The following is a 19,115-nucleotide window of genomic DNA, read 5'->3' as shown; positions in this document are numbered from 1 at the left end:
TCATTTCTATAGCGCTATGAGTTGCAGTGAAATAAGACCTTTCTTTAGTGGATTAAGTTTTTTCTTTATTTGAACTCGAAATCCAGCGTTGATGTGGCTTCAAATTTCCCCGGTTCTGGAGATTTTTCTCCTTGTTGCACGGGCGTAGCTACAATAGTGACATTACCCTCCTGTGTCGGAATGGCCGAACTGCTGCCATCAATTTTATTACCGTTGTGTTCAAGTTTTATCCCTAAATCGTTGCGATCCCCTCCTTCTTTATTACGGGTTCTGATAAAACCAGCGTCATTAAAATCGGAGGTGCGGAATTTAATCTTAGCCTTGCTGACATCCGCTTCGTCATCACAGGTTACGTTGAGCGGAATGCTTTTTTGTTTACTGTTGGCTTCAGGCGTAAATTCATTTGCTGGAATATCACCAAACGGGATGTTAATGGGTTCTCCGCCATTAATCGTACAATTTGGCGGGATAGTAATACTCATTTCAAATCTGAGTTTCACAAATGGTTTAGTGGGATCGAAATCACCTGATTTTTTTCGGGCGTAAACTGTAAGTAGCTCTTGTGCAGGGTATACATGATGGCCTGTGATCTTCTTGGTTAACTTTACTGAAACCGTCCCGCTAGAACCCGTTTTAAACGGATGTTCTTCATTAACATCGTCACAGTCGAGATTCGTTATGTTTTGATTATCTACCCCTGAAAGATTTTGCAAATCAACAGTCGCTTGATTTTGGATAGTACCACCAATGTCTATCCTAAAGCCGATATCAATACCTTTCTCTTCATCAAATGGATAGTAAATAAACTCGCCATTACGTTTACCACTTCCCGATTTCAGCACGTCACTGGTAAATTTAAAGAAGACACTTTCTCTAACGGACGAGTTTTTACAGGAGCATATGCCCGAAAAGTTTTGATTATTATCCCATCCCTCCTGTACAGATCCTGGTATATTTTCGGCAGTGAGATTTTTGCTAATCGGAAAAACGGTTGCTCCGCCAATTGGCCAGCAACTGCCCGGAATATCAGCAAAGGCAGGCGAACCCATCAATCCGCCTGCAGCCAGGCACACGAGTAACGCTAATTTTTTCATCATCAATTCCTTAAATCATTAACGGGTTTTTTGCAGATCTGCGTTAACTGCACAATTCCGCTAATCGTGGGTTCCTGGCCAGAAAGCTGATAGTTAACCTGGCAGCGCTGATTGGGTTTCTTACCCCAGCTCACGTCTAACGTTCCTTTTTCCGCCATCCCTGTGAGGAATACGCTGCCTTCATCACCCACAATGCTGCTGGTGGTGTTTTGAGAAACAACGGCGCCGAACGGAACGGGTTTACCCTGCGCATCTTTCAGGGTCATCATCAGGCGTTTACCCACCGCGGTGGTAAAACGTGCCCGAACGATGGCTCCCCGGGTGGGAACGACTTTATGGCTATTGCTTTCCAGCTCAACATCATCTGGCAGCGTGTCGGGTCTCAGCTGGATTGTGCTCTCCTGATAAGGGGCCAGGTACGGCACCACGGCATATCCCCGGGAGTCGGTACGCACGCCAGCGTGGTTACGGACGCTGACACCTGCGGCATCCGGCGCTTCAACCAGAGCGACCGTTTCACCCAGCGACTGCGCCAGCGTGACGCCATGCGGGTGAACCAGCACGCCGCCTCGCAGGTTATAATTCAGCCGCTGTGCGTCCCGGCTATAGCCATACCCGGCGCCAACCTGCGCATAGCGTCCGCTATAGCTAAGCGATGCATCGCTGCTGTTTGCCTGGCTGCCTGGGTTGATGTTCTGCTGTACGCTCCAGTTCAGGTTATTGTCCTCAAGGGCGCTGCCGCTCAGGGAAACGCTGTGGCCAGGCGAGCGGTTATCTGCTGCGGAGAATGAGTAACCGGCACGTGCAGAGCGGAGCCATTTGTCCAGAGGAACGCTCACGCTCAGGCTGAACAGATTGTCCTGGTTATAGCGACGCTGGTTATCCTCTTTTGTTACGTTCAGATAGTGGCTGTAGTTCAGGCTATAGCTGATACCGTTCCAGCTATTGCCATAGCCCAGCGAGGCAGAGGTCGTGCGTTTTTTGCTGGTGTGGTAATCCTCGCTGACCAGCATGGAGGAGAGGTAGCCGAGGTTGTCTCCCAGATTTTGGTTCAGCGTCAGTTCTGTACGGCTGCGACGTCGCTCCGGGATGGAGTTTTGCGAGTGGTAGCTGCTCAGCGTTTCACCCAGCGTGTAGTAATCGGACGTTGAGTAGCGATAGCCCGCAATCGCAACGTTAGTGCCGGTAGAGAGCAGGTTTTTGTTATAGCGAAGGCGTAGAGACTGCCCCCGGTTTTTCTCTGCATGCTTCGTGGTTGCCCAGGCCTGGGTAATATCAAATGACAGTGCGCCAAAATCACCCATGTTTTTTCCCATGCCAAAGAGCAGGGACTGGTATTGACTGGCGGCCTGCATGCCACCGTATATCGAGGTTTCCCATGGAAGACCGTAAATCAGGCTCCCTTGCGAAAACGGCGCATTCTCAGCATCGCTGCTGCTGGAACGATAGGTGCCGCTAATGACTTCATATTTATATTGTCCTTCCCGCTGCATTACCGCTAACGACGCGTAGGGGACTAAAGAGACTTGCTCGCTGCCATCCGCCTCTTTCACAACCACTTTCAGCTCGCCGCTGCTGCCGAGGTAAAGATCGTTGATGACAAATTCGCCGGGCGGGACATAGCTTTGATAAATGCTGTAGCCATTCTGATAAATGGTGATCTGGGCATTAGTACGGGCGATACCGCGGATTACGGGGGCATAGCCCCGCATGCTTCCCGGAAGCATCTGTTCGTCGGAATAGAGCTGCACGCCGCGAAATGGGGTGCTGTCGAAGACGTCAGAGGTTGAACTATTATCCCCGACAATCAGCTGGCTATTCAGGGCGCTGATATCGCGCTGTAAATAGGTATAGACCGATTCCCAGCGACCGGCTTGCCCCTGGCTATTGCTCCAGGTCGAAAAATTGCGTAAACGCCATGGGCCAACGTTCAGACCCGGACGCAGGCTAAGGTACTGGCTATCGGTTCCCGTCCCGTTATTCGAGGTCCAGCTGGCGCCGCTGTAGTTGTAGCTGAGCGTCAGGCCCGGAATTCCCTGCTCCCGACGCGCGGGATCGATGTAGCCGTGAGCCTGGCTGTCCAGGGCCGCCTGGGGAATGCTAAGTCTTAACGCCTGCTCGCTGAAGTCAAACTCGCTGCTCGCGTGCGGGATTGCCGCCAGTTTTGCACAGCCCTGAGTATCATCCTGCAGCAGCGGGAAGGCAGCCGTTTTTACGCCAAACGACTGAAGCGTCTCCCTGCTAAGGCACGGAGCGAGAATATTTTTATGCTGCGCGTTCTCTTCGAGTCGAAACGTAATATCGCGCGTGTCGATCATTTTATTGTTAAGAAAGAGGTCAACGCGATAAACGCCGGGTGTCTGGCTATCTTTATTCTCAAAGAGAGAAAGGTCGACAGCGGTGCGCGGCGCGCCGCCTGTTTCCAGAAAGGCCGGGTCGAAATAATCACTGGCGTATAGTGCGCTGGGTAATATCCAGGCAAAGCAAAGCGCTGGACGAATGCCCCAAAATATAGTCATGAAAAATACCCCTGCGAGGTTATTGTTTTAAAATTGTTATTCTATTTTTTGTGTGATTAACTGGCTGTTGCCGCCATAATCATTGATATATTTCCATTGTACGGTTGCGTTGTTTTTTAGTTGCGCGTTATTCACAGTGATTTTTTTACTGCTTTTAGGTGCCAGCATATCAATCTCTGACCATTTTTTGTTATTGATCTTCACCTCCGCAAATGAAATGTAATAAGACGAGTTATTGCGTACGATGAGTTCATTATTTTTAACAGACCACTGGACATTCTTGCCAATGTCCCTCGTTTCATCTGCTAAATTCGCCGGGCGGTAAAATAATTTGATTCGGGTATTTACCGCTATCTGGAGTTTGTTGACATCCTCTCTTGAAGAAGACGGGATCGATTTTACGTTGAGCCAGAAAAGCGATTCACGATCCTGCGGCAACGCGGCGCCGTTATAGATAATACGTAGTGCGTTGGCTTTACCTCCATCAAGACGAAATAGCGGTGGCGTCACAATAAACGGGGCTTTGGTACCCTGTGTATCATTGCCTTGTACCCAGCTTTGTACCAGGAAAGGGCTGGCAGTATTGTTTCTGACATTAATATTGCTCTCTTTCTTGTCGGCATTATATACCACTCGCGTATTCGATAAGGTCACACTGGCGTGTGACAAACAAGAGCCCAGGAGCAAGGCCAGCAGCGTCAGGTAGCGTTTCCTTAACATAAAACATCCTTGCGTTCCGGGCTATTATTCATAGCCCGGAACTGAGTTGAGTAGTTTATTTATAGATAATGGTGTAATCCGCAACCGCATCTGCTTTACCGGCGGTCACAGTATCAATGGTCGATTTATAACGGGCTGAATACAGCAGGGTGGCTGTCCCCGTGGTGCCATCACCGGTAATAGGAACAAACTTATTTGGGTTTTCACCCAGTCTCATAGGTGTTCCATCTTCATTCAGGAATTCAATACCCAAACCCGTTGCGGCGTCGGCACCGGTTTTAAGCGCGAGCAGATTGTTATCATTAGAATCATAAGCACCGCCAAATCGTGCTCCGGCTTCTTTAAGAACGGCGGTATCGCAGTTGGACAGATCTATCTGGATGCGGTGAATACCCGCAACGTCACCTTTTTCTTTAAACGCCGAAGACGAGATGGTACCCATTTGAATCGTTGGGTTACCTCCCTGACCATTAATATCGACATCACAGGTGCTCGCGGTAATGGTGCCCGTGAAGTTGATTTGTCCTGCACCCTTACCAGGATCTGCCGCATGGCTGGAAGGACTGGCAGCGGCAGCCAATAATAATCCCATGGCAATGACGGATTTATTCATCTTTAAACTATTCCTTAGTGTGTAAATGTTAGAACATTATTATTTCAGGTTTGTAACTCAACAGAGTTGCTGTGTCCGCGAAACGCGGATATTCCGTTAATGCGAAAAGTTAACGTGGGTATTCAGCATTGCTTACCAGTACGTGTGAACAATTTCCATCGCCAGAAGTCTGAATATATTTCGTAATCAGGTTAACAAGAGATTAAAAAAAATAAAGTGATAACGCTGTGATTTGTCTTTTGTCTCTTTAAAATCAATTGGTTATGATTTTCTTATCAGGGTTTTATCAGCATTTTTTTGTGAGAATTTTACGGCTTATTTACTACTCGCAGAATATTGTGTTCTGCTCTGACAATAAAATTCTCAGAATAATGAAAGAATAATCTACGAAAGAATAATTTGCCTTTCTGAAAAGGACGCATATGAGGGGTCGTCGTAATGCAGGACAGGATGACATCGCGCTATGAGTTTTTTTACTGCTTCTCTCTCTGGCGATTTTAACATCACATTTACATTGTCGGGCCGGTGCGAAGAAGTGTTATTATTATTCTCTTGCCCGGTGATACGGGCGTTTTCTTCTTTTTGTTGCAAACGTTATCTCTGCCAGCGCGCAGATGAATGTTAAGGATAGATTCATGGCTTCTGCTCATCTCGGTTTCCCGACTGAAACCGTTGTTGTCTTTGTGGTGATGGCCGTTGGGGCGATGTTTATCGACCTCTTCATGCACCGTCACGATAAACCTGTTTCGCTCAAAAGTGCGGCCATGTGGTCCGTTTTCTGGTTCTCGATGGCGATGGCCTTCGCCGGGTTTCTGTATATCCACCACGGCGCCGAGATGGCGAGCCTGTTCCTCACCGGTTACGCACTGGAAGAGGTGCTCTCTATCGATAACCTGTTCGTGATGATGGCGATCTTCGCCTGGTTCGGCGTGCCGGATAAGTACCGTCACCGCGTGCTCTACTGGGGCGTACTGGGGGCGATAGTCTTCCGCGGTATTTTCGTGGCGATCGGCACCAGCCTGCTGAGCTTGGGGCCGTACGTGGAGGTCATTTTCGCGCTGGTCGTCGGCTGGACGGCGGTGATGATGCTCAAACGCAATGAAGAGAGTGATGAAGTGGAGGATTACTCCGGGCATCTCGCTTATCGCTTGGTGAAACGCTTTTACCCGGTCTGGCCAAAAATCAGCAGCCACGCCTTTATTCTGACCCAGAAAGAGGTAGATGCGGAGCTGGAGAAGCCGGAAAACCAGGACGTGACGGTAGGTCGCGTGAAGAAGGCGAAACGCTATGCGACGCCGTTGCTGCTTTGCGTGGCGGTAGTGGAACTCTCTGACGTGATGTTCGCGTTTGACTCCGTGCCGGCCATTATTGCCGTGAGCCGCGAGCCGCTGATTATCTACAGCGCCATGATGTTCGCCATTCTCGGCCTGCGTACGCTCTACTTTGTTCTGGAAGCGCTCAAGCAGTATCTGGTGCACCTTGAGAAAGCGGTGGTGCTGCTGCTGTTCTTCGTGGCGTTCAAGCTGGGGTTAAATGCCACCGACCACTTCTGGCACCACGGTTACAGCATTGGCGCGACGGCCAGCCTGTTTGTGGTGTTAGGTGTGCTGGCGCTGGGGATTATTGCGAGCGTGATGTTCCCGGGGAAACGTACTGCCTGATACATCGCTTTTCTCCCTCTCCCTGTGGGTTGAGGGTTCCCCACAAAATAATGCCAGCACGGACGACCCCCTCTCCCTTGAAGGAGAGGGCTGGGGTGAGGGGGAACATACGGCTCAGGTGGTCATTCCGTTCACTTCACGTTCCTTGCTACTCTGTGAGGACATGACCGGTGAACGTGCCAGGGCGGCTCAATCGCCACCGCCCTGGCAACCCGGGCTCCCGGCGGTAAATCGCCGCTTCGCGGTGCCCTCGGCTTATTCCTTTCGGCTTGTCGGGTACGGGCGGAGGCAACGTCCATGTAAAGCCCGCCCTCTCGGCGCATCCCTGCGCCTCGCCCCGGCCTGCAGGAAACGCCTCAGCGATTTACAGCCGGACCAGGGCGTCGCTGCAAGCCATTCATTTTCCTGAAGCAATATTCATCGCTTCGGGTAGAGAAATTACTGGGGAACCCTAAGCCCTGTGGGAAAGGGCCGGATTGAGCGCACCAGACCGCACCTGATTAACCCTTAATCGGCGAATTCCGGCGCTTGCGCGGATGGTGGAAGTGCCGCCAGTGCGGATCCTGCGCCGCCGCCAGCAGTTCGTGGTCGCCGCGGGTGTCTCCCCAGGCGCGCAGATGATAGGCGTTCAGATCGCCGTACACTTTTTCCAGCCTTGCCACCTTCTGGGCGCAGCGGCAGTTATTTCCCGTGATGCGCCCCGTCAGCTTGCCGTCCTTCACTTCCAGCTGCGTGCCAATTAGCTTGATGCCAAGCTTGTCCGCCCACGGCTGGAGCACCAGCGCCGGCGACGCGGAACAGATAGTCACTTCCGCCCCTGAATTCACCTCAGCCGCCACAGCCAGAACCCCTTCGGGGCGCATCAGCTTGTTCCAGTATTTTTCGCAAAAGGCTTCCGCCTGCTGGCGTAGCCAGCGTTCGTCCACGCCCGTCAGGAACGTTTTGATCAGCACTTCCTTCAGCTCATCGCGCGTCAGCTTGCGGCGCACGCAGTGGAGCGTGGGCAGCGCCATGCGCACCAGGCGACCCGCAAAGTAGCGTTTTCCAAAGGCAAAACGCAGGAAAGGGATAAAGCTGTCGTGGTGCGTGAGCGTCCCATCGAAGTCAAAGACAGAGAGCACGCTGGATTTCGCCACCGTCTCGTCGGCAATCATATTGGTCATAAATACGTCTTAGCTGAAATACACATTCTGTCGATCAGTTTACCTGCTTTACCTGAACAGTCCTTACATCACCACCCTTTTTTTTCGCAATCTTGCGATCTGAAAGTGAGTCCAATTTTGGCCTCAATAATGATTGGTGAAAAAATGAGCTATCTATATTATCGCCACATCGAAAGATATTTAGGGGGAACGTTGGCCCCCACAGGTAAGGAAAAATTCACTCTTAGCTCCTGTTCAGATATGACATTCAGATCGCTTATTTCAATCCTCACGTTAAGTTTTGCTTCGTTTTCCGCACTGAGTTTTCAGCTGCCCGCCTCCATGATCTCGGTGAAGAGTGGCTTTGCGGAATCGCCGGTGAAGTCGGCCCTGCTTCACCAGGAGACGGGCCCACTCCTCTCCCGGATACTGGATCAATACCAGAAATGGAAAGGGACCCACTATCAGTGGGGCGGCACCACGCACCGCGGGGTGGATTGCTCCGCGCTCATGCAGCATCTGTTCAGCGATGCGGCGAATCTTCACTTACCGCGCACGACGAGCGAGCAGATCCATCGCGGTGTGCAGGTGGAGCAATACCGTCTGAAGGCGGGAGATTTAGTCTTCTTCCAGACAGGCCCGAACCGCAAGCACGTCGGCGTTTATATTGGTAACAGCCAGTTTATTCATGCCTCCAGCAGCCAGGGCGTAACGGTTTCAACCCTGACTGATGGCTACTGGCAGGATCGTTACATTACCGCCCGTCGTGTCGCGGGCAGCGCGGCCTGACGACATTAAATAATGTCATCAACAACGCCACCGTCGACGCGCAATGCCGCGCCCGAGGTGGCGGAGGCCTGCGTCGAACAGACATAAATCACCATATTCGCCACCTCTTCAACCGTGGCGGCGCGCTGGATAACCGAGCTGGGGCGGTTGGCCATCACAAACTCTTTCGCCAGTTGCTCCAGCGATTTGCCTGTTTTCTCGATCTCATCTTTCATCATTTCAGCGAAACCGTCCGACATCGTCGGGCCCGGCAGCACGCTGTTCACCGTCACGCCGCTTCCCGCCACGAACTTCGCCAGCCCGCGCGCCAGCGAGAGCTGGGCCGTTTTGGTCACCCCGTAGTGGATCATGTCTGCCGGGATATTGCAGGCCGACTCGGAGGAGATAAACACCACGCGGCCCCAGCCTTTTTTCACCATGCCCGGCAGCAGGGCGCGGGAGAGGCGTACGCCGGACATCACGTTGGTCTGCCAGTAGCGTTCCCAGGTTTCATCGTCGGTGCCATAGAAATCCTGCGGGCCGTAAATTCCGGCGTTGTTCACCAGAATATCGACGTCGCTCGCGACCTTCAGCAGGGATTCAACCCCTTCCGCGGTGCTGAGATCGGCAATGGCGGCACGCACCTGCACGCCGGGCACAACCTGCTGCAGCTGCTGAATACCCTTGTTCACCGAGTCGGTGCTGCGGCCATTAACGATCACTTCCGCGCCGCTTTCCGCCAGGCCTCTGGCAATGGCGAACCCGATCCCACCGGTTGAGGCGGTGACCAGGGCCACTTTCCCCGCAAAGTCGATTTTCATCATCAGCTCCTTATCGTTTTAACGTTCGGACCTTAAAGCGTAGCAGGTGATGATGACGGCTCCTGGCTAAAAAGACGCAGCAGCGTCTCGACCTGCTCATCCAGCGGGGCGAGGGTGCGTTTCACGATCAGATGCAGCGGCGTGGCCCGACGAACGCCGTGGCTCAGCGGGAGGATTTTTAGCACGCCTTGCTCCAGCTGGGGCTGAACGCGCTCTTCGGGCAGCCAGCCGTAGCCGACCTGAGAGACGACCGCCTCTATGGCGGCATCAACGGTCGAGAATGTCCACGACTCGCCCGCAGCCCGCGCGGCGTTCTGGCTGTCCGCTATCTGGATAAGCGGCCACGGGCGCAGCATCTCATCACTCAGCGGCGCGTCGAGGCCAAAGAGGGGATGCTGGTGATGCGCGACGGCGACAAAGTCGATATTCATCAGCCATTCGCCGAGCCCGGTAATGTCCTGGCGGCGGGTTAAGACCATCACATCGGCCTCGTTGTTCATGACATCGGCGCGGGTATTTTCAAGCACCTCCGTGAGGCGGACCTGAGTTTGCGGATACTGTTGCTGGAACTGGCGCAGAATGGCGAACAGGCGGCGGCGGGGGAAAATGGAGTCCACCACCAGATCCAACCGCGTGCGCATCCCGTTACGAAGGGTCGCCGCGCGCGTCTCGACGTACGAAAACGCTTTTAGCAAAGGTTTCACCTGGCTGAGAAGCAGTTCTCCGGCCGGGGTTAACACCGCCCGGCGCCCCTCTGGCGCCAGCAGCGCCACGCCCAGCCGCTCCTGCAGCAGCGACAGGTTATAGCTTACCGATGACTGGCTGCGGTGGGTTTCTTCCGCGGCTTTGGCAAAGCTGCCCGCGTCCACCACTTTTTCCAGTAAAGCCCACTGTTCCAGCGTCGTCTTGTGCATAACGTATCTAAATTTTGGATGAATTTGATTAAAACATAGCGTTATTCATTCATTTTTTGAAGGTTTAAGATCGTCTCATCAAAACGAAGGAGACATTTTATGAACACATTCGACAAACACGACTTGAGCGGCTTCGTTGGTAAACATCTGGTATATACCTACGATAACGGCTGGAATTACGAAATTTACATCAAAAATGAAAACACCATCGACTACCGTATTCACAGCGGTCTGGTGGGTAATCGCTGGGTGAAAGATCAGCGGGTGTATATCGTTCGCGTCGGTGAAAGCATCTATAAAATTTCCTGGACCGAGCCAACCGGCACCGACGTCAGCCTGATTGCGAACCTGGGTGACCGACTGTTCCACGGCACCATCTTCTTCCCACGCTGGGTCATGAATAACCCGGAAAAAACCGTCTGCTTCCAGAACGATCACATTCCGCTGATGAACAGCTATCGCGACGCTGGCCCGACCTATCCAACGGAAGTGATTGATGAATTCGCAACAATCACCTTTGTACGCGACTGTGGTGCCAATGATGAAAGCGTGATTGCCTGTGCGGCCAGCGAGTTACCGGAAAACTTTCCCGATAACTTAAAATAAGCGCGACAATTAACTAAAAAGAAAAGTTCCCGGCTATTTCTTCTTTTTAAGAAATAGCCGGGATTTTTTTTGTTTGTTGATGTCTGGTTTAAAATAACATTTTGTAAAAATTGAATTGGATCACGAAATAAATAATTCATAATTATATAAGTGACTGTTTATAAATGAAATGATGGTGTTTTTGTTACATCTGGAATACGCATCTTAATTTTTCCCTAAGAAATGAACGATACCTTGATATGAGTTTATGGTTCGTTGAAATAAACGAACAGGCAATTGGTTAATATCAAGCGCGTGCCATTCTTATTGCAAGGAAATTAATGATGAGTGATTTTTTGCCTTTTTCCCGCCCGTCGATGGGTAATGAGGAATTAGCGGCGTTGCAGGAGGTTTTAACCTCCGGCTGGATCACCACCGGGCCTAAAAATCAGGAACTTGAAGCGGCATTTTGTCAGCAGACGGGGAACCAGCACGCGATTGCCGTCTGTTCGGCGACGGCGGGCATGCACGTCACGCTGATGGCGCTGGATATTGGCCCGGGCGATGAGGTCATTACCCCCTCTCAGACCTGGGTCTCCACGCTGAATATGATCGTGTTGCTGGGCGCCACGCCGGTCATGATCGATGTGGACAAAGAGACATTGATGGTCACGCCGGAAGCGGTTGAAGCCGCCATTACCCCGCGTACCAAAGCGATTATTCCGGTGCATTATGCCGGCGCGCCGTGTGATATCGACGCCATTCATGCCGTCGGCGAGCGTCACGGTATTCCGGTGATTGAAGACGCGGCCCATGCCGCCGGAACGTACTACAAGAACCGTCACGTGGGCTGGAAAGGCACGGCGATTTTTTCCTTCCACGCCATCAAAAACATGACCTGCGCGGAAGGCGGTTTAGTCGTCACGGATAATGCCCGGCTGGCACAGCGGATCCGCAGTCTGAAATTCCACGGTCTGGGCGTTGATGCCTATGACCGCCAGACGCACGGCCGTGCGCCGCAGGCGGAAGTGATCGCGCCGGGGTATAAATACAACCTGGCGGATATCAACGCCGCGCTGGCGCTGGTACAGCTGGGCAAGCTGAAAGAGGCCAATAAACGCCGTGAGGAAATCGCGCAACGCTACCTGCGCGAACTTGCCGATACGCCGTTCCAGCCACTCACCATTCCGTCATGGCCGCACGTACACGCCTGGCATCTGTTTATTATTCGCGTTGATGAAGCGCGCTGCGGGATCTCACGCGACGGCCTGATGGCGGCGCTGAAGGAGAAAGGCATCGGCACCGGCCTCCACTTCCGAGCGGCGCATACGCAAAAATACTATCGCGAGCGCTTTCCTGATGTATCGCTTCCGAATTCGGAATGGAACAGCGCGCGTATTTGTTCTCTCCCTCTTTTCCCGGACATGACTCATGACGACACAACCCGCGTCATTACCGCGCTCCATCAGCTTGCAGGACATTGATATGTTCAGCGCACCGCCTGTACAAAAAGTTTCGGTGGTCATCCCTGTTTATAACGAGCAGGAGAGCCTGCCCGAGCTGATCCGCCGCACCACGGCCGCCTGCGACACGCTGGGCAAAGCCTATGAAATTCTGCTGGTGGATGACGGCAGCAGTGATGATTCCGCGCTGATGCTGACCGAAGCCGCCCAGGCCGAAGGCAGCCATATTGTTGCCGTGCTGCTCAACCGTAACTACGGCCAGCACTCCGCCATTATGGCCGGGTTCAGCCACGTGACGGGCGATCTGATCATCACTCTGGATGCGGATCTGCAAAACCCGCCGGAGGAGATCCCGCGCCTGGTGGCGAAAGCTGATGAAGGCTATGACGTGGTTGGCACGGTGCGTCAGAACCGTCAGGACAGCCTTTTCCGTAAGCTGGCCTCGCGAACCATCAACCGTCTTATTCAGCGTACCACCGGTAAAGCGATGGGCGATTACGGCTGCATGCTGCGCGCCTACCGCCGCCATATTGTCGACGCCATGCTTCACTGCCATGAGCGCAGCACCTTTATTCCGATCCTCGCCAACACCTTTGCCCGCAAGGCAACGGAAATTCCGGTCCTGCACGCCGAGCGCGAGCACGGGGAATCGAAGTACAGCTTTATGCGTCTCATCAACCTGATGTATGACCTCGTCACCTGCCTGACCACCACGCCGCTGCGCCTGCTGAGCGTGTTCGGCAGCATCATCGCCCTGGCCGGGTTTACGCTGTCCGTCCTGCTGGTGGTGCTGCGCCTGGTCTTTGGCCCGCAGTGGGCGGCGGAAGGGGTCTTCATGCTCTTTGCCGTGCTGTTTATGTTCATCGGTGCCCAGTTCGTCGGAATGGGCCTGCTCGGTGAATACATTGGCCGTATCTACAACGATGTTCGCGCACGTCCGCGCTACTTTATTCAACGTGTTGTCCGTCAGGAACACAAAGCATCTCAAGAGGAAACCCACCCATGAAAGCCGTTGTATTTGCCTATCACGATATGGGGTGCGCGGGCACGCTGGCCCTGCTGGAAGCGGGCTATGACATTGCTGCAATCTTTACCCATCCGGACGCGGCGGGAGAGAACCACTTCTTCGGCTCCGTGGCGCGTATCGCCGCCGAGCGTGGTATTCCGGTTTATGCCCCGGACGACGTCAACCACCCGCTGTGGGTGGATCGCATCCGCGCGCTCGCCCCGGATGTCATCTTCTCGTTCTACTATCGCAACCTGATCTGCGACGAGATCTTAGGTTTAGCCGCCAAAGGGGCCTTTAACCTTCACGGCTCTCTGCTGCCCGCCTACCGTGGCCGCGCGCCGCTGAACTGGGTGCTGGTCAACGGTGAAACCGAAACCGGCGTGACGCTGCACCGCATGGTGCACCGCGCGGATGCCGGGGCCATCGTCGCCCAGCAGCGCGTGGCAATCGACGCGGATGAAACGGCGCTTGAGCTGCATCAGAAACTCTGCACCGCGGCGCAAAGCCTGCTGCGTGACGCGCTGCCAGCCATCCTCAACGGCACCTTCAGCGAGACCGGGCAGGACGAAAGCAAGGCCAGCTGCTTTGGCCGCCGCACGCCGGAAGATGGTCGTCTGGACTGGAACAAACCCGCCCGCCAGCTGCATAACCTGGTGCGCGCCGTGACCGACCCGTGGCCGGGCGCGTACAGCTTTGCGGGCGTAAGCAAATTTATCGTCTGGAAATCCCGCGTGCGTGACGACATCCCGGCCGCTAAACCGGGCACAGTCGTCTCCGTCTCTCCGCTGGTGGTGAGCTGCGGCGAGCAGGCGCTGGAGATCGTCACCGGTCAGACCGACAACGGCCTGTACGTTCAGGGCACGCAGCTGGCGCAGTCTCTGGGGCTGGTGGCAGGAGCGCTGATCACCAGCGCGCCGGTGGTTGCCATCAAGCGCCGCACCCGCGTGCTGATCCTCGGCGTGAACGGGTTCATCGGTAACCACCTGACCGAACGTCTGCTCAGGGATGATAACTACGAGATTTACGGTCTGGATATTGGCTCTGACGCCATCAGCCGTTTCCTCAACAACCCGCGCTTCCACTTCGTTGAAGGGGATATCAGCATCCACTCCGAGTGGATCGAATACCACATTAAAAAATGCGACGTGGTGCTGCCGCTGGTCGCCATTGCCACGCCAATCGAGTACACCCGTAACCCGCTGCGCGTGTTCGAGCTGGACTTCGAGGAGAACCTGAAGATCATCCGCGACTGCGTGAAATACGACAAGCGCATCATCTTCCCGTCCACCTCTGAAGTGTACGGCATGTGTACCGACAAAAACTTCGATGAAGACACTTCCAGCCTCGTGGTGGGGCCGATCAACAAACAGCGCTGGATCTACTCTGTCTCCAAACAGCTGCTGGACCGCGTGATTTGGGCCTACGGCGAGAAAGAGGGCCTGCGCTTTACCTTGTTCCGTCCGTTCAACTGGATGGGGCCGCGTCTGGATAACCTGAACGCGGCGCGTATCGGCAGCTCCCGCGCGATCACCCAGCTGATCCTGAACCTGGTTGAAGGTTCGCCTATCAAGTTGATTGAAGGGGGGAGCCAGAAACGCTGCTTTACGGATATCAGCGACGGTATCGAAGCCCTGTTCCGCATCATCGAAAACAAAGATAACCGCTGCAACGGTGAGATCATCAACATCGGTAACCCGGAAAACGAGGCGAGCATTCGCGAGCTGGCAGAGATGCTGCTGGCCAGCTTTGAGCGCCACCCGCTGCGCGATCGCTTCCCGCCGTTTGCCGGTTTCCGCGAAGTGGAAAGCAGCAGCTACTATGGTAAGGGCTACCAGGACGTCGAGCACCGTAAGCCAAGCATCCGCAACGCGAAGCGCTGCCTGAACTGGACGCCGACGGTGAAGATGGAGCAGACCATTGATGAGACGCTCGACTTCTTCCTGCGCACCGTGGAGCTGTCGGAACAGGCCTCATGAAAAAAGTCGGTTTACGCATTGATGTCGACACCTTCAGGGGAACGCGTGACGGCGTGCCCGGACTGCTGGAACTGCTGAGCAGGCACGGTGTGCGTGCCAGCATTTTCTTCAGCGTGGGGCCTGACAACATGGGACGCCATTTATGGCGTCTGGTTAAACCGGCATTTCTGTTCAAAATGCTGCGCTCGCGCGCGGCATCCCTCTACGGCTGGGATATTTTGCTGGCCGGCACCGCCTGGCCCGGCAGACGCATCGGCGCGGGTAATGAAGCGGTGATTCGCGAGGCGGCGCAGCATCATGAGATTGGCCTGCATGCCTGGGATCACCATGCCTGGCAGGCCTGGGCAGGCGTCTGGGATATCTCACGCCTGTCCCGTGAGGTCGAACGTGGAATGCTGGAGCTTGAGGCAATCATTGGCCAGCCCGTACGCTGCTCCGCCGTGGCGGGATGGCGTGCCGACCAGCGGGTGGTCAAAGCCAAAGAGCATTTCGCGTTTCGCTACAACAGCGACTGCCGCGGAACCGGGCCATTTTTGCCGCTGTTAGGCGAAAATCGCTACGGTACCGTGCAAATTCCGGTCACGCTTCCTACGTGGGATGAGGTGGTGGGACGCGAGGTGAAAGCGGAAGAATTTAATCGCTATATTCTGGACCGCATCCATCGAGACGCCGGTACGCCGGTGTATACCATCCATGCCGAAGTGGAAGGGATTGCGTATCAGCATGATTTCGATGCGCTGCTGACGATGGCCGCTCAGGAGGGCATTGAATTCTGCCCGTTGAGCGAGCTGCTGCCGGACGACCTCAGCACCCTGCCCGTGGGCAAAGTGGTCCGTAGTGAACTGGCTGGCCGGGAAGGCTGGCTTGGCTATCAACAAATCGTGAGTCCGGTTCCATGAAAACAGCCCGTTATGGCGTAGCGCTTCTCGCACTGTTTATCGTTTACTACCTCATTCCGGTCGATATCCGTCTGCTGTGGCAGCCCGATGAAACGCGCTATGCGGAAATCAGCCGCGAAATGCTGGCATCGGGTGACTGGGTTGTCCCGCATTTTCTGGGGCTGCGTTACTTTGAAAAGCCGATTGCTGGCTACTGGATCAACAGTATCGGGCAATGGCTGTTCGGGCACACGAACTTTGCCGTACGCGCCGGGTCGATCTTCTCCACGGGGCTCGCGGCGCTGCTGGTTATCTGGATGGCATGGCGGCTCTGGAGGGATAAGCGGACAGCCATATTCTCCGGCCTTATCTTCCTGACCCTGTTTCTGGTGTACGGCATCGGCACGTATGCTGTTCTGGATCCTATTATCACCCTGTGGCTGGTGGCGGCGATGTGCAGCTTCTGGCTGGCGTCGCAGGCCCAAACCGTGGCCGGAAAAGCGGGTGGCTATGTGCTGCTTGGGCTGGCCTGCGGAATGGGGGTGATGACCAAAGGCTTCCTGGCACTGGCGGTTCCGGTGATTGGCGTGCTTCCGTGGGTCATCGCCCGGAAGCGCTGGAAAGAGGTGCTGATTTTTGGCTGGCTCGCGATCCTCAGCTGCGTGCTGATTGTTCTGCCGTGGGCGCTGGCCATTGCGCACCGTGAGCCTGATTTCTGGCGTTACTTCTTCTGGGTTGAGCATATTCAGCGTTTTGCCCAGAGCGACGCACAGCATAAAGCCCCGTTCTGGTACTACGTGCCATTCCTGATCGCCGGCAGCCTGCCGTGGCTGGCGCTGCTGCCCGGCGCGCTGCGTCTCGGCTGGAATGACAGACAAAACGCGGGCGGCGGGTTCTATCTGCTGGGTTGGGTGGTGATGCCACTGCTGTTCTTCAGCATCGCCAAAGGCAAGCTGCCAACCTATATCCTGCCCTGTTTCGCTCCGCTGGCTATCCTGATGGCGCGCTATGCCTGCCTCGCGGCGAAAAAAGGCGCCAGAGCGTTACGCATTAACGGCGGCATTAACCTGGCGTTTGGCGTCATCGGCGTGATGGCGGCGCTGGTGGTTTCGCCGTGGGGGCTGGCTAAGCATCCGGTCTGGACGTCGGTTGAACTGTATAAAGTCTTCTGTGCGGTGGTAGCGTTCCTCATCTGGGCCGCGGTAGGCTGGTTTACGTTCCGGCAGAGCCAGCAGCGCTGGTGGCTGGCGGCGCTGTGTCCAGCAGGCCTGGCGCTGCTGATTGGTTTTGCCATTCCTAACCTGGTGGTGGACTCCAAACAGCCCCAGTCGCTGGTCGATACCGTGCGGGAGCCGTTGAAGGAAAGCCGATTCGTGCTGGCCAATAACGTGGGCGTGGCCGCGGGCCTGGCGTGGGAGCTGAAACGCAATGACATCACGCTCTTTGGTCAGAGCGGCGAGCTGCGCTACGGGCTGGATTATCCCGATGTGAAAGACCGTTTTGTCAGTGAGGACGACTTCGCGCAGTGGCTGGCAACGCATCGTCAGCAGGGGCGCGTGTCGCTGGTGATGCTGCTCTCAAAGCGCGACGATCTTTCACAGGCGAATTTACCGCAGCCGGACAATCTCTATATCCAGGGGCGTCTGGCCCTGCTGGAGTATCTGCCGAAGTGATGACCTGGACCTGGCTCGTACTGGCAAGCCTGCTCAGCTGCGCGGGGCAACTGTGCCAAAAACAGGCCACCCGTCCGGCGAAGGCCGGGCGGCGTGGCGCGCACATCGCGCTGTGGCTTGGCCTGGCAATGTTGGCGCTGGGCGGCGGTATGCTGGTCTGGCTGGTGGTGCTGCAGCGTCTGCCCGTTGGCGTCGCTTATCCGATGCTGAGCCTCAATTTTGTCTGGGTAACGCTGGCGGCGAAGGTCTTCTGGCGTGAGCACGTTGCTGTGCATCACTGGCTGGGAGTCGGGTTCATCATCATTGGGATTATCGTGCTGGGAGGAAGCCTGTGAAAGGCGCGTTCTGGGCGTTATGCAGCGTGCTGTTAGTCAGCGCCGCGCAGCTGTTGCTACGCGATGCCATGCAGGCTCTGCCACCAGTCAGCGATTTTCTGACGTTTATCTCTGCGCTGTGGCACGTCTCGCCCGGCACGGGTGCGCTGCTGCTGGGATTGACGGGATACGTGGCCTCCATGGGCTGCTGGTATCTGGCGCTGCATCGCATGGCGCTCAGCAAAGCCTATGCCTTGCTGAGCCTCAGCTATATCCTGGTATGGGGCGCGGCGATCCTGCTGCCCGGCTGGGGAGAAGGCTTCTCCTGGCGCGGGCTGGCGGGCGTCGGGTTTATTATGCTGGGTGTACTGGTGATTTTCCTGCCCCGACGTGAATAATCGACTCGGTGGTCAGGGTGTAAGGGGTTGCAGTACAGACGGCAAGGCTCAGAGAACCGAGCTGTAACTGGCTGACCGCGTGCGACTGGGCCGTGCTGTCGATGCTGACAATCTGCCAGGCGCTGCCGCCACGCTGTTTCACAATCGCTTCTTTTCGCGTCCAGATACGCCAGAAAGCGGAAAGCCGTTCCTCAGGCGCTTCACGCTCCAGCTCGTCATGCTCTGTCAGGCTGAAAACGGCGTTGGCCAGCGCCTGCCAGTTCTTGCGGGGGCGAATCACTTCGATATCGCAGCCCACTTCACCTTCATCGCTCATCAGTAAGGCGATATCGTCACCGCTATGGCTCAGGTTGAACCACAGCGGATTCCCCTTCTCAAAGGCCGGTTTCCCCTGCTCGCCGTAAATGATGTCGGGGAGCGGGTGAGGGGATAATGTTCTGGCGAGCAGCGTCCGGCCTGCCAGCCAGGAGGCATGTCGTGCACCCGGAGGTGCCCTGTCTGCGAGCGTTGACGCCAGCGGGTCCGCGCAAAGGGTGGAAATTTTTCCCAGTACAAACCGGTACATAG

The 19,115-nt window shown here is 55.1% G+C and carries 18 protein-coding genes; 10 read left to right on the top strand and 8 right to left on the bottom strand.

Annotated features, from left to right (window positions below; translation table 11 throughout):
- Nucleotides 1–65: 65 nt before the first annotated feature.
- The 4 genes from AC4ICF_RS21915 to AC4ICF_RS21900 are packed head-to-tail and all read right to left on the bottom strand — an operon-like array spanning nucleotide 66 to nucleotide 4,946.
- Nucleotides 66–1,097, bottom strand: a complete 1,032-nt coding sequence (locus tag AC4ICF_RS21915; protein ID WP_316380223.1) for a fimbrial protein — start codon at nucleotides 1,095–1,097, stop codon at nucleotides 66–68.
- Nucleotides 1,097–3,613, bottom strand: coding sequence for a fimbria/pilus outer membrane usher protein (locus AC4ICF_RS21910; protein WP_316380224.1), 2,517 nt, complete (start codon nucleotides 3,611–3,613; stop codon nucleotides 1,097–1,099). Before AC4ICF_RS21910 ends, AC4ICF_RS21915 begins: the two co-directional genes overlap by 1 nt.
- Nucleotides 3,614–3,649: 36 nt before the next feature.
- A complete protein-coding gene (locus AC4ICF_RS21905; protein WP_163330619.1) occupies nucleotides 3,650–4,333 on the bottom strand; it encodes a fimbrial biogenesis chaperone in 684 nt (227 codons plus the stop codon).
- Between the two features lie 55 nt (nucleotides 4,334–4,388).
- Nucleotides 4,389–4,946 carry a fimbrial protein gene (locus AC4ICF_RS21900; protein ID WP_163330620.1) on the bottom strand — a complete coding sequence of 186 codons (558 nt, stop codon included), beginning with the start codon at nucleotides 4,944–4,946 and terminating at the stop codon, nucleotides 4,389–4,391.
- A gap of 635 nt (nucleotides 4,947–5,581) precedes the next feature.
- Here AC4ICF_RS21900 and AC4ICF_RS21895 point away from each other — a divergent pair.
- On the top strand, nucleotides 5,582–6,607 hold the full coding sequence (locus tag AC4ICF_RS21895; protein WP_316380225.1) for a TerC/Alx family metal homeostasis membrane protein: 1,026 nt from the start codon (nucleotides 5,582–5,584) through the stop codon (nucleotides 6,605–6,607).
- Between the two features lie 500 nt (nucleotides 6,608–7,107).
- On the opposite strand, the gene AC4ICF_RS21890 is transcribed toward AC4ICF_RS21895, so the two are convergent.
- Nucleotides 7,108–7,770: an HAD family hydrolase gene (locus tag AC4ICF_RS21890; protein WP_116342789.1), complete on the bottom strand. Its 663-nt coding sequence runs from the start codon at nucleotides 7,768–7,770 to the stop codon at nucleotides 7,108–7,110.
- Nucleotides 7,771–8,010: 240 nt separating this feature from the next.
- Here AC4ICF_RS21890 and AC4ICF_RS21885 point away from each other — a divergent pair, with 240 nt between their 5' ends.
- Nucleotides 8,011–8,538 (top strand): NlpC/P60 family protein, encoded by a 528-nt coding sequence (locus tag AC4ICF_RS21885; protein WP_407065507.1) that lies wholly within the window; start codon nucleotides 8,011–8,013, stop codon nucleotides 8,536–8,538.
- Nucleotides 8,539–8,543: 5 nt separating this feature from the next.
- On the opposite strand, the gene AC4ICF_RS21880 is transcribed toward AC4ICF_RS21885, so the two are convergent.
- Both AC4ICF_RS21880 and AC4ICF_RS21875 read right to left on the bottom strand, forming a co-directional pair.
- The gene (locus AC4ICF_RS21880; protein WP_163330665.1) at nucleotides 8,544–9,338 is read right to left on the bottom strand and encodes an SDR family NAD(P)-dependent oxidoreductase; all 795 of its coding nucleotides are present in this window, start codon (nucleotides 9,336–9,338) and stop codon (nucleotides 8,544–8,546) included.
- A gap of 32 nt (nucleotides 9,339–9,370) precedes the next feature.
- On the bottom strand, nucleotides 9,371–10,252 hold the full coding sequence (locus tag AC4ICF_RS21875) for a LysR family transcriptional regulator (RefSeq protein WP_316380227.1): 882 nt from the start codon (nucleotides 10,250–10,252) through the stop codon (nucleotides 9,371–9,373).
- Nucleotides 10,253–10,351: 99 nt separating this feature from the next.
- Here AC4ICF_RS21875 and AC4ICF_RS21870 point away from each other — a divergent pair, with 99 nt between their 5' ends.
- The 8 genes from AC4ICF_RS21870 to arnF all read left to right on the top strand — a co-directional run bounded on the left by AC4ICF_RS21870 (nucleotide 10,352) and on the right by arnF (nucleotide 18,548).
- Nucleotides 10,352–10,858: a phenolic acid decarboxylase gene (locus AC4ICF_RS21870; protein WP_061096823.1), complete on the top strand. Its 507-nt coding sequence runs from the start codon at nucleotides 10,352–10,354 to the stop codon at nucleotides 10,856–10,858.
- Nucleotides 10,859–11,181: 323 nt separating this feature from the next.
- On the top strand, nucleotides 11,182–12,321 hold the full coding sequence (gene arnB / locus AC4ICF_RS21865) for a UDP-4-amino-4-deoxy-L-arabinose aminotransferase (protein ID WP_316380283.1): 1,140 nt from the start codon (nucleotides 11,182–11,184) through the stop codon (nucleotides 12,319–12,321).
- 1 nt (nucleotide 12,322) lies between these two features.
- Nucleotides 12,323–13,306, top strand: coding sequence for an undecaprenyl-phosphate 4-deoxy-4-formamido-L-arabinose transferase (gene arnC, locus AC4ICF_RS21860; RefSeq protein WP_116342777.1), 984 nt, complete (start codon nucleotides 12,323–12,325; stop codon nucleotides 13,304–13,306).
- Nucleotides 13,303–15,285, top strand: coding sequence for a bifunctional UDP-4-amino-4-deoxy-L-arabinose formyltransferase/UDP-glucuronic acid oxidase ArnA (arnA, locus tag AC4ICF_RS21855; protein ID WP_192983761.1), 1,983 nt, complete (start codon nucleotides 13,303–13,305; stop codon nucleotides 15,283–15,285). The genes arnC and arnA overlap by 4 nt, the downstream gene beginning before the upstream one ends.
- On the top strand, nucleotides 15,282–16,184 hold the full coding sequence (arnD, locus tag AC4ICF_RS21850; RefSeq protein WP_116342773.1) for a 4-deoxy-4-formamido-L-arabinose-phosphoundecaprenol deformylase: 903 nt from the start codon (nucleotides 15,282–15,284) through the stop codon (nucleotides 16,182–16,184). The genes arnA and arnD overlap by 4 nt, the downstream gene beginning before the upstream one ends.
- The gene (arnT, locus tag AC4ICF_RS21845; protein WP_316380229.1) at nucleotides 16,181–17,836 is read left to right on the top strand and encodes a lipid IV(A) 4-amino-4-deoxy-L-arabinosyltransferase; all 1,656 of its coding nucleotides are present in this window, start codon (nucleotides 16,181–16,183) and stop codon (nucleotides 17,834–17,836) included. The genes arnD and arnT overlap by 4 nt, the downstream gene beginning before the upstream one ends.
- Nucleotides 17,836–18,171, top strand: coding sequence for a 4-amino-4-deoxy-L-arabinose-phosphoundecaprenol flippase subunit ArnE (gene arnE, locus AC4ICF_RS21840; protein WP_116342769.1), 336 nt, complete (start codon nucleotides 17,836–17,838; stop codon nucleotides 18,169–18,171). The genes arnT and arnE overlap by 1 nt, the downstream gene beginning before the upstream one ends.
- The gene (gene arnF / locus AC4ICF_RS21835) at nucleotides 18,168–18,548 is read left to right on the top strand and encodes a 4-amino-4-deoxy-L-arabinose-phosphoundecaprenol flippase subunit ArnF (RefSeq protein WP_163330627.1); all 381 of its coding nucleotides are present in this window, start codon (nucleotides 18,168–18,170) and stop codon (nucleotides 18,546–18,548) included. The genes arnE and arnF overlap by 4 nt, the downstream gene beginning before the upstream one ends.
- On the opposite strand, the gene acpT is transcribed toward arnF, so the two are convergent.
- Nucleotides 18,505–19,113: a 4'-phosphopantetheinyl transferase AcpT gene (gene acpT, locus AC4ICF_RS21830; RefSeq protein WP_316380230.1), complete on the bottom strand. Its 609-nt coding sequence runs from the start codon at nucleotides 19,111–19,113 to the stop codon at nucleotides 18,505–18,507. The genes arnF and acpT overlap by 44 nt on opposite strands.
- Between the last annotated feature and the right edge of the window lie 2 nt (nucleotides 19,114–19,115).

It is taken from the genome of Enterobacter sp. ECC_219_Taxon_10 (assembly GCF_058354905.1).
This window is presented reverse-complemented; position numbering and strand designations above follow the sequence as displayed.

Coding starts and splice junctions, on each gene's coding strand:
- AC4ICF_RS21895 (WP_316380225.1), top strand. CDS start 5,582: ATGGCTTCTGCTCATCTCGGTTTCCCGACTGAAACCGTTGTTGTCTTT.
- acpT (WP_316380230.1), bottom strand. CDS start 19,113: ATGTACCGGTTTGTACTGGGAAAAATTTCCACCCTTTGCGCGGACCCG.
- arnE (WP_116342769.1), top strand. CDS start 17,836: ATGACCTGGACCTGGCTCGTACTGGCAAGCCTGCTCAGCTGCGCGGGG.
- AC4ICF_RS21875 (WP_316380227.1), bottom strand. CDS start 10,252: ATGCACAAGACGACGCTGGAACAGTGGGCTTTACTGGAAAAAGTGGTG.
- AC4ICF_RS21915 (WP_316380223.1), bottom strand. CDS start 1,097: ATGATGAAAAAATTAGCGTTACTCGTGTGCCTGGCTGCAGGCGGATTG.
- arnB (WP_316380283.1), top strand. CDS start 11,182: ATGAGTGATTTTTTGCCTTTTTCCCGCCCGTCGATGGGTAATGAGGAA.
- AC4ICF_RS21885 (WP_407065507.1), top strand. CDS start 8,011: ATGACATTCAGATCGCTTATTTCAATCCTCACGTTAAGTTTTGCTTCG.
- AC4ICF_RS21900 (WP_163330620.1), bottom strand. CDS start 4,946: ATGAATAAATCCGTCATTGCCATGGGATTATTATTGGCTGCCGCTGCC.
- arnT (WP_316380229.1), top strand. CDS start 16,181: ATGAAAACAGCCCGTTATGGCGTAGCGCTTCTCGCACTGTTTATCGTT.
- AC4ICF_RS21890 (WP_116342789.1), bottom strand. CDS start 7,770: ATGACCAATATGATTGCCGACGAGACGGTGGCGAAATCCAGCGTGCTC.
- arnC (WP_116342777.1), top strand. CDS start 12,323: ATGTTCAGCGCACCGCCTGTACAAAAAGTTTCGGTGGTCATCCCTGTT.
- AC4ICF_RS21880 (WP_163330665.1), bottom strand. CDS start 9,338: ATGAAAATCGACTTTGCGGGGAAAGTGGCCCTGGTCACCGCCTCAACC.
- AC4ICF_RS21870 (WP_061096823.1), top strand. CDS start 10,352: ATGAACACATTCGACAAACACGACTTGAGCGGCTTCGTTGGTAAACAT.
- AC4ICF_RS21905 (WP_163330619.1), bottom strand. CDS start 4,333: ATGTTAAGGAAACGCTACCTGACGCTGCTGGCCTTGCTCCTGGGCTCT.
- arnA (WP_192983761.1), top strand. CDS start 13,303: ATGAAAGCCGTTGTATTTGCCTATCACGATATGGGGTGCGCGGGCACG.
- AC4ICF_RS21910 (WP_316380224.1), bottom strand. CDS start 3,613: ATGACTATATTTTGGGGCATTCGTCCAGCGCTTTGCTTTGCCTGGATA.
- arnD (WP_116342773.1), top strand. CDS start 15,282: ATGAAAAAAGTCGGTTTACGCATTGATGTCGACACCTTCAGGGGAACG.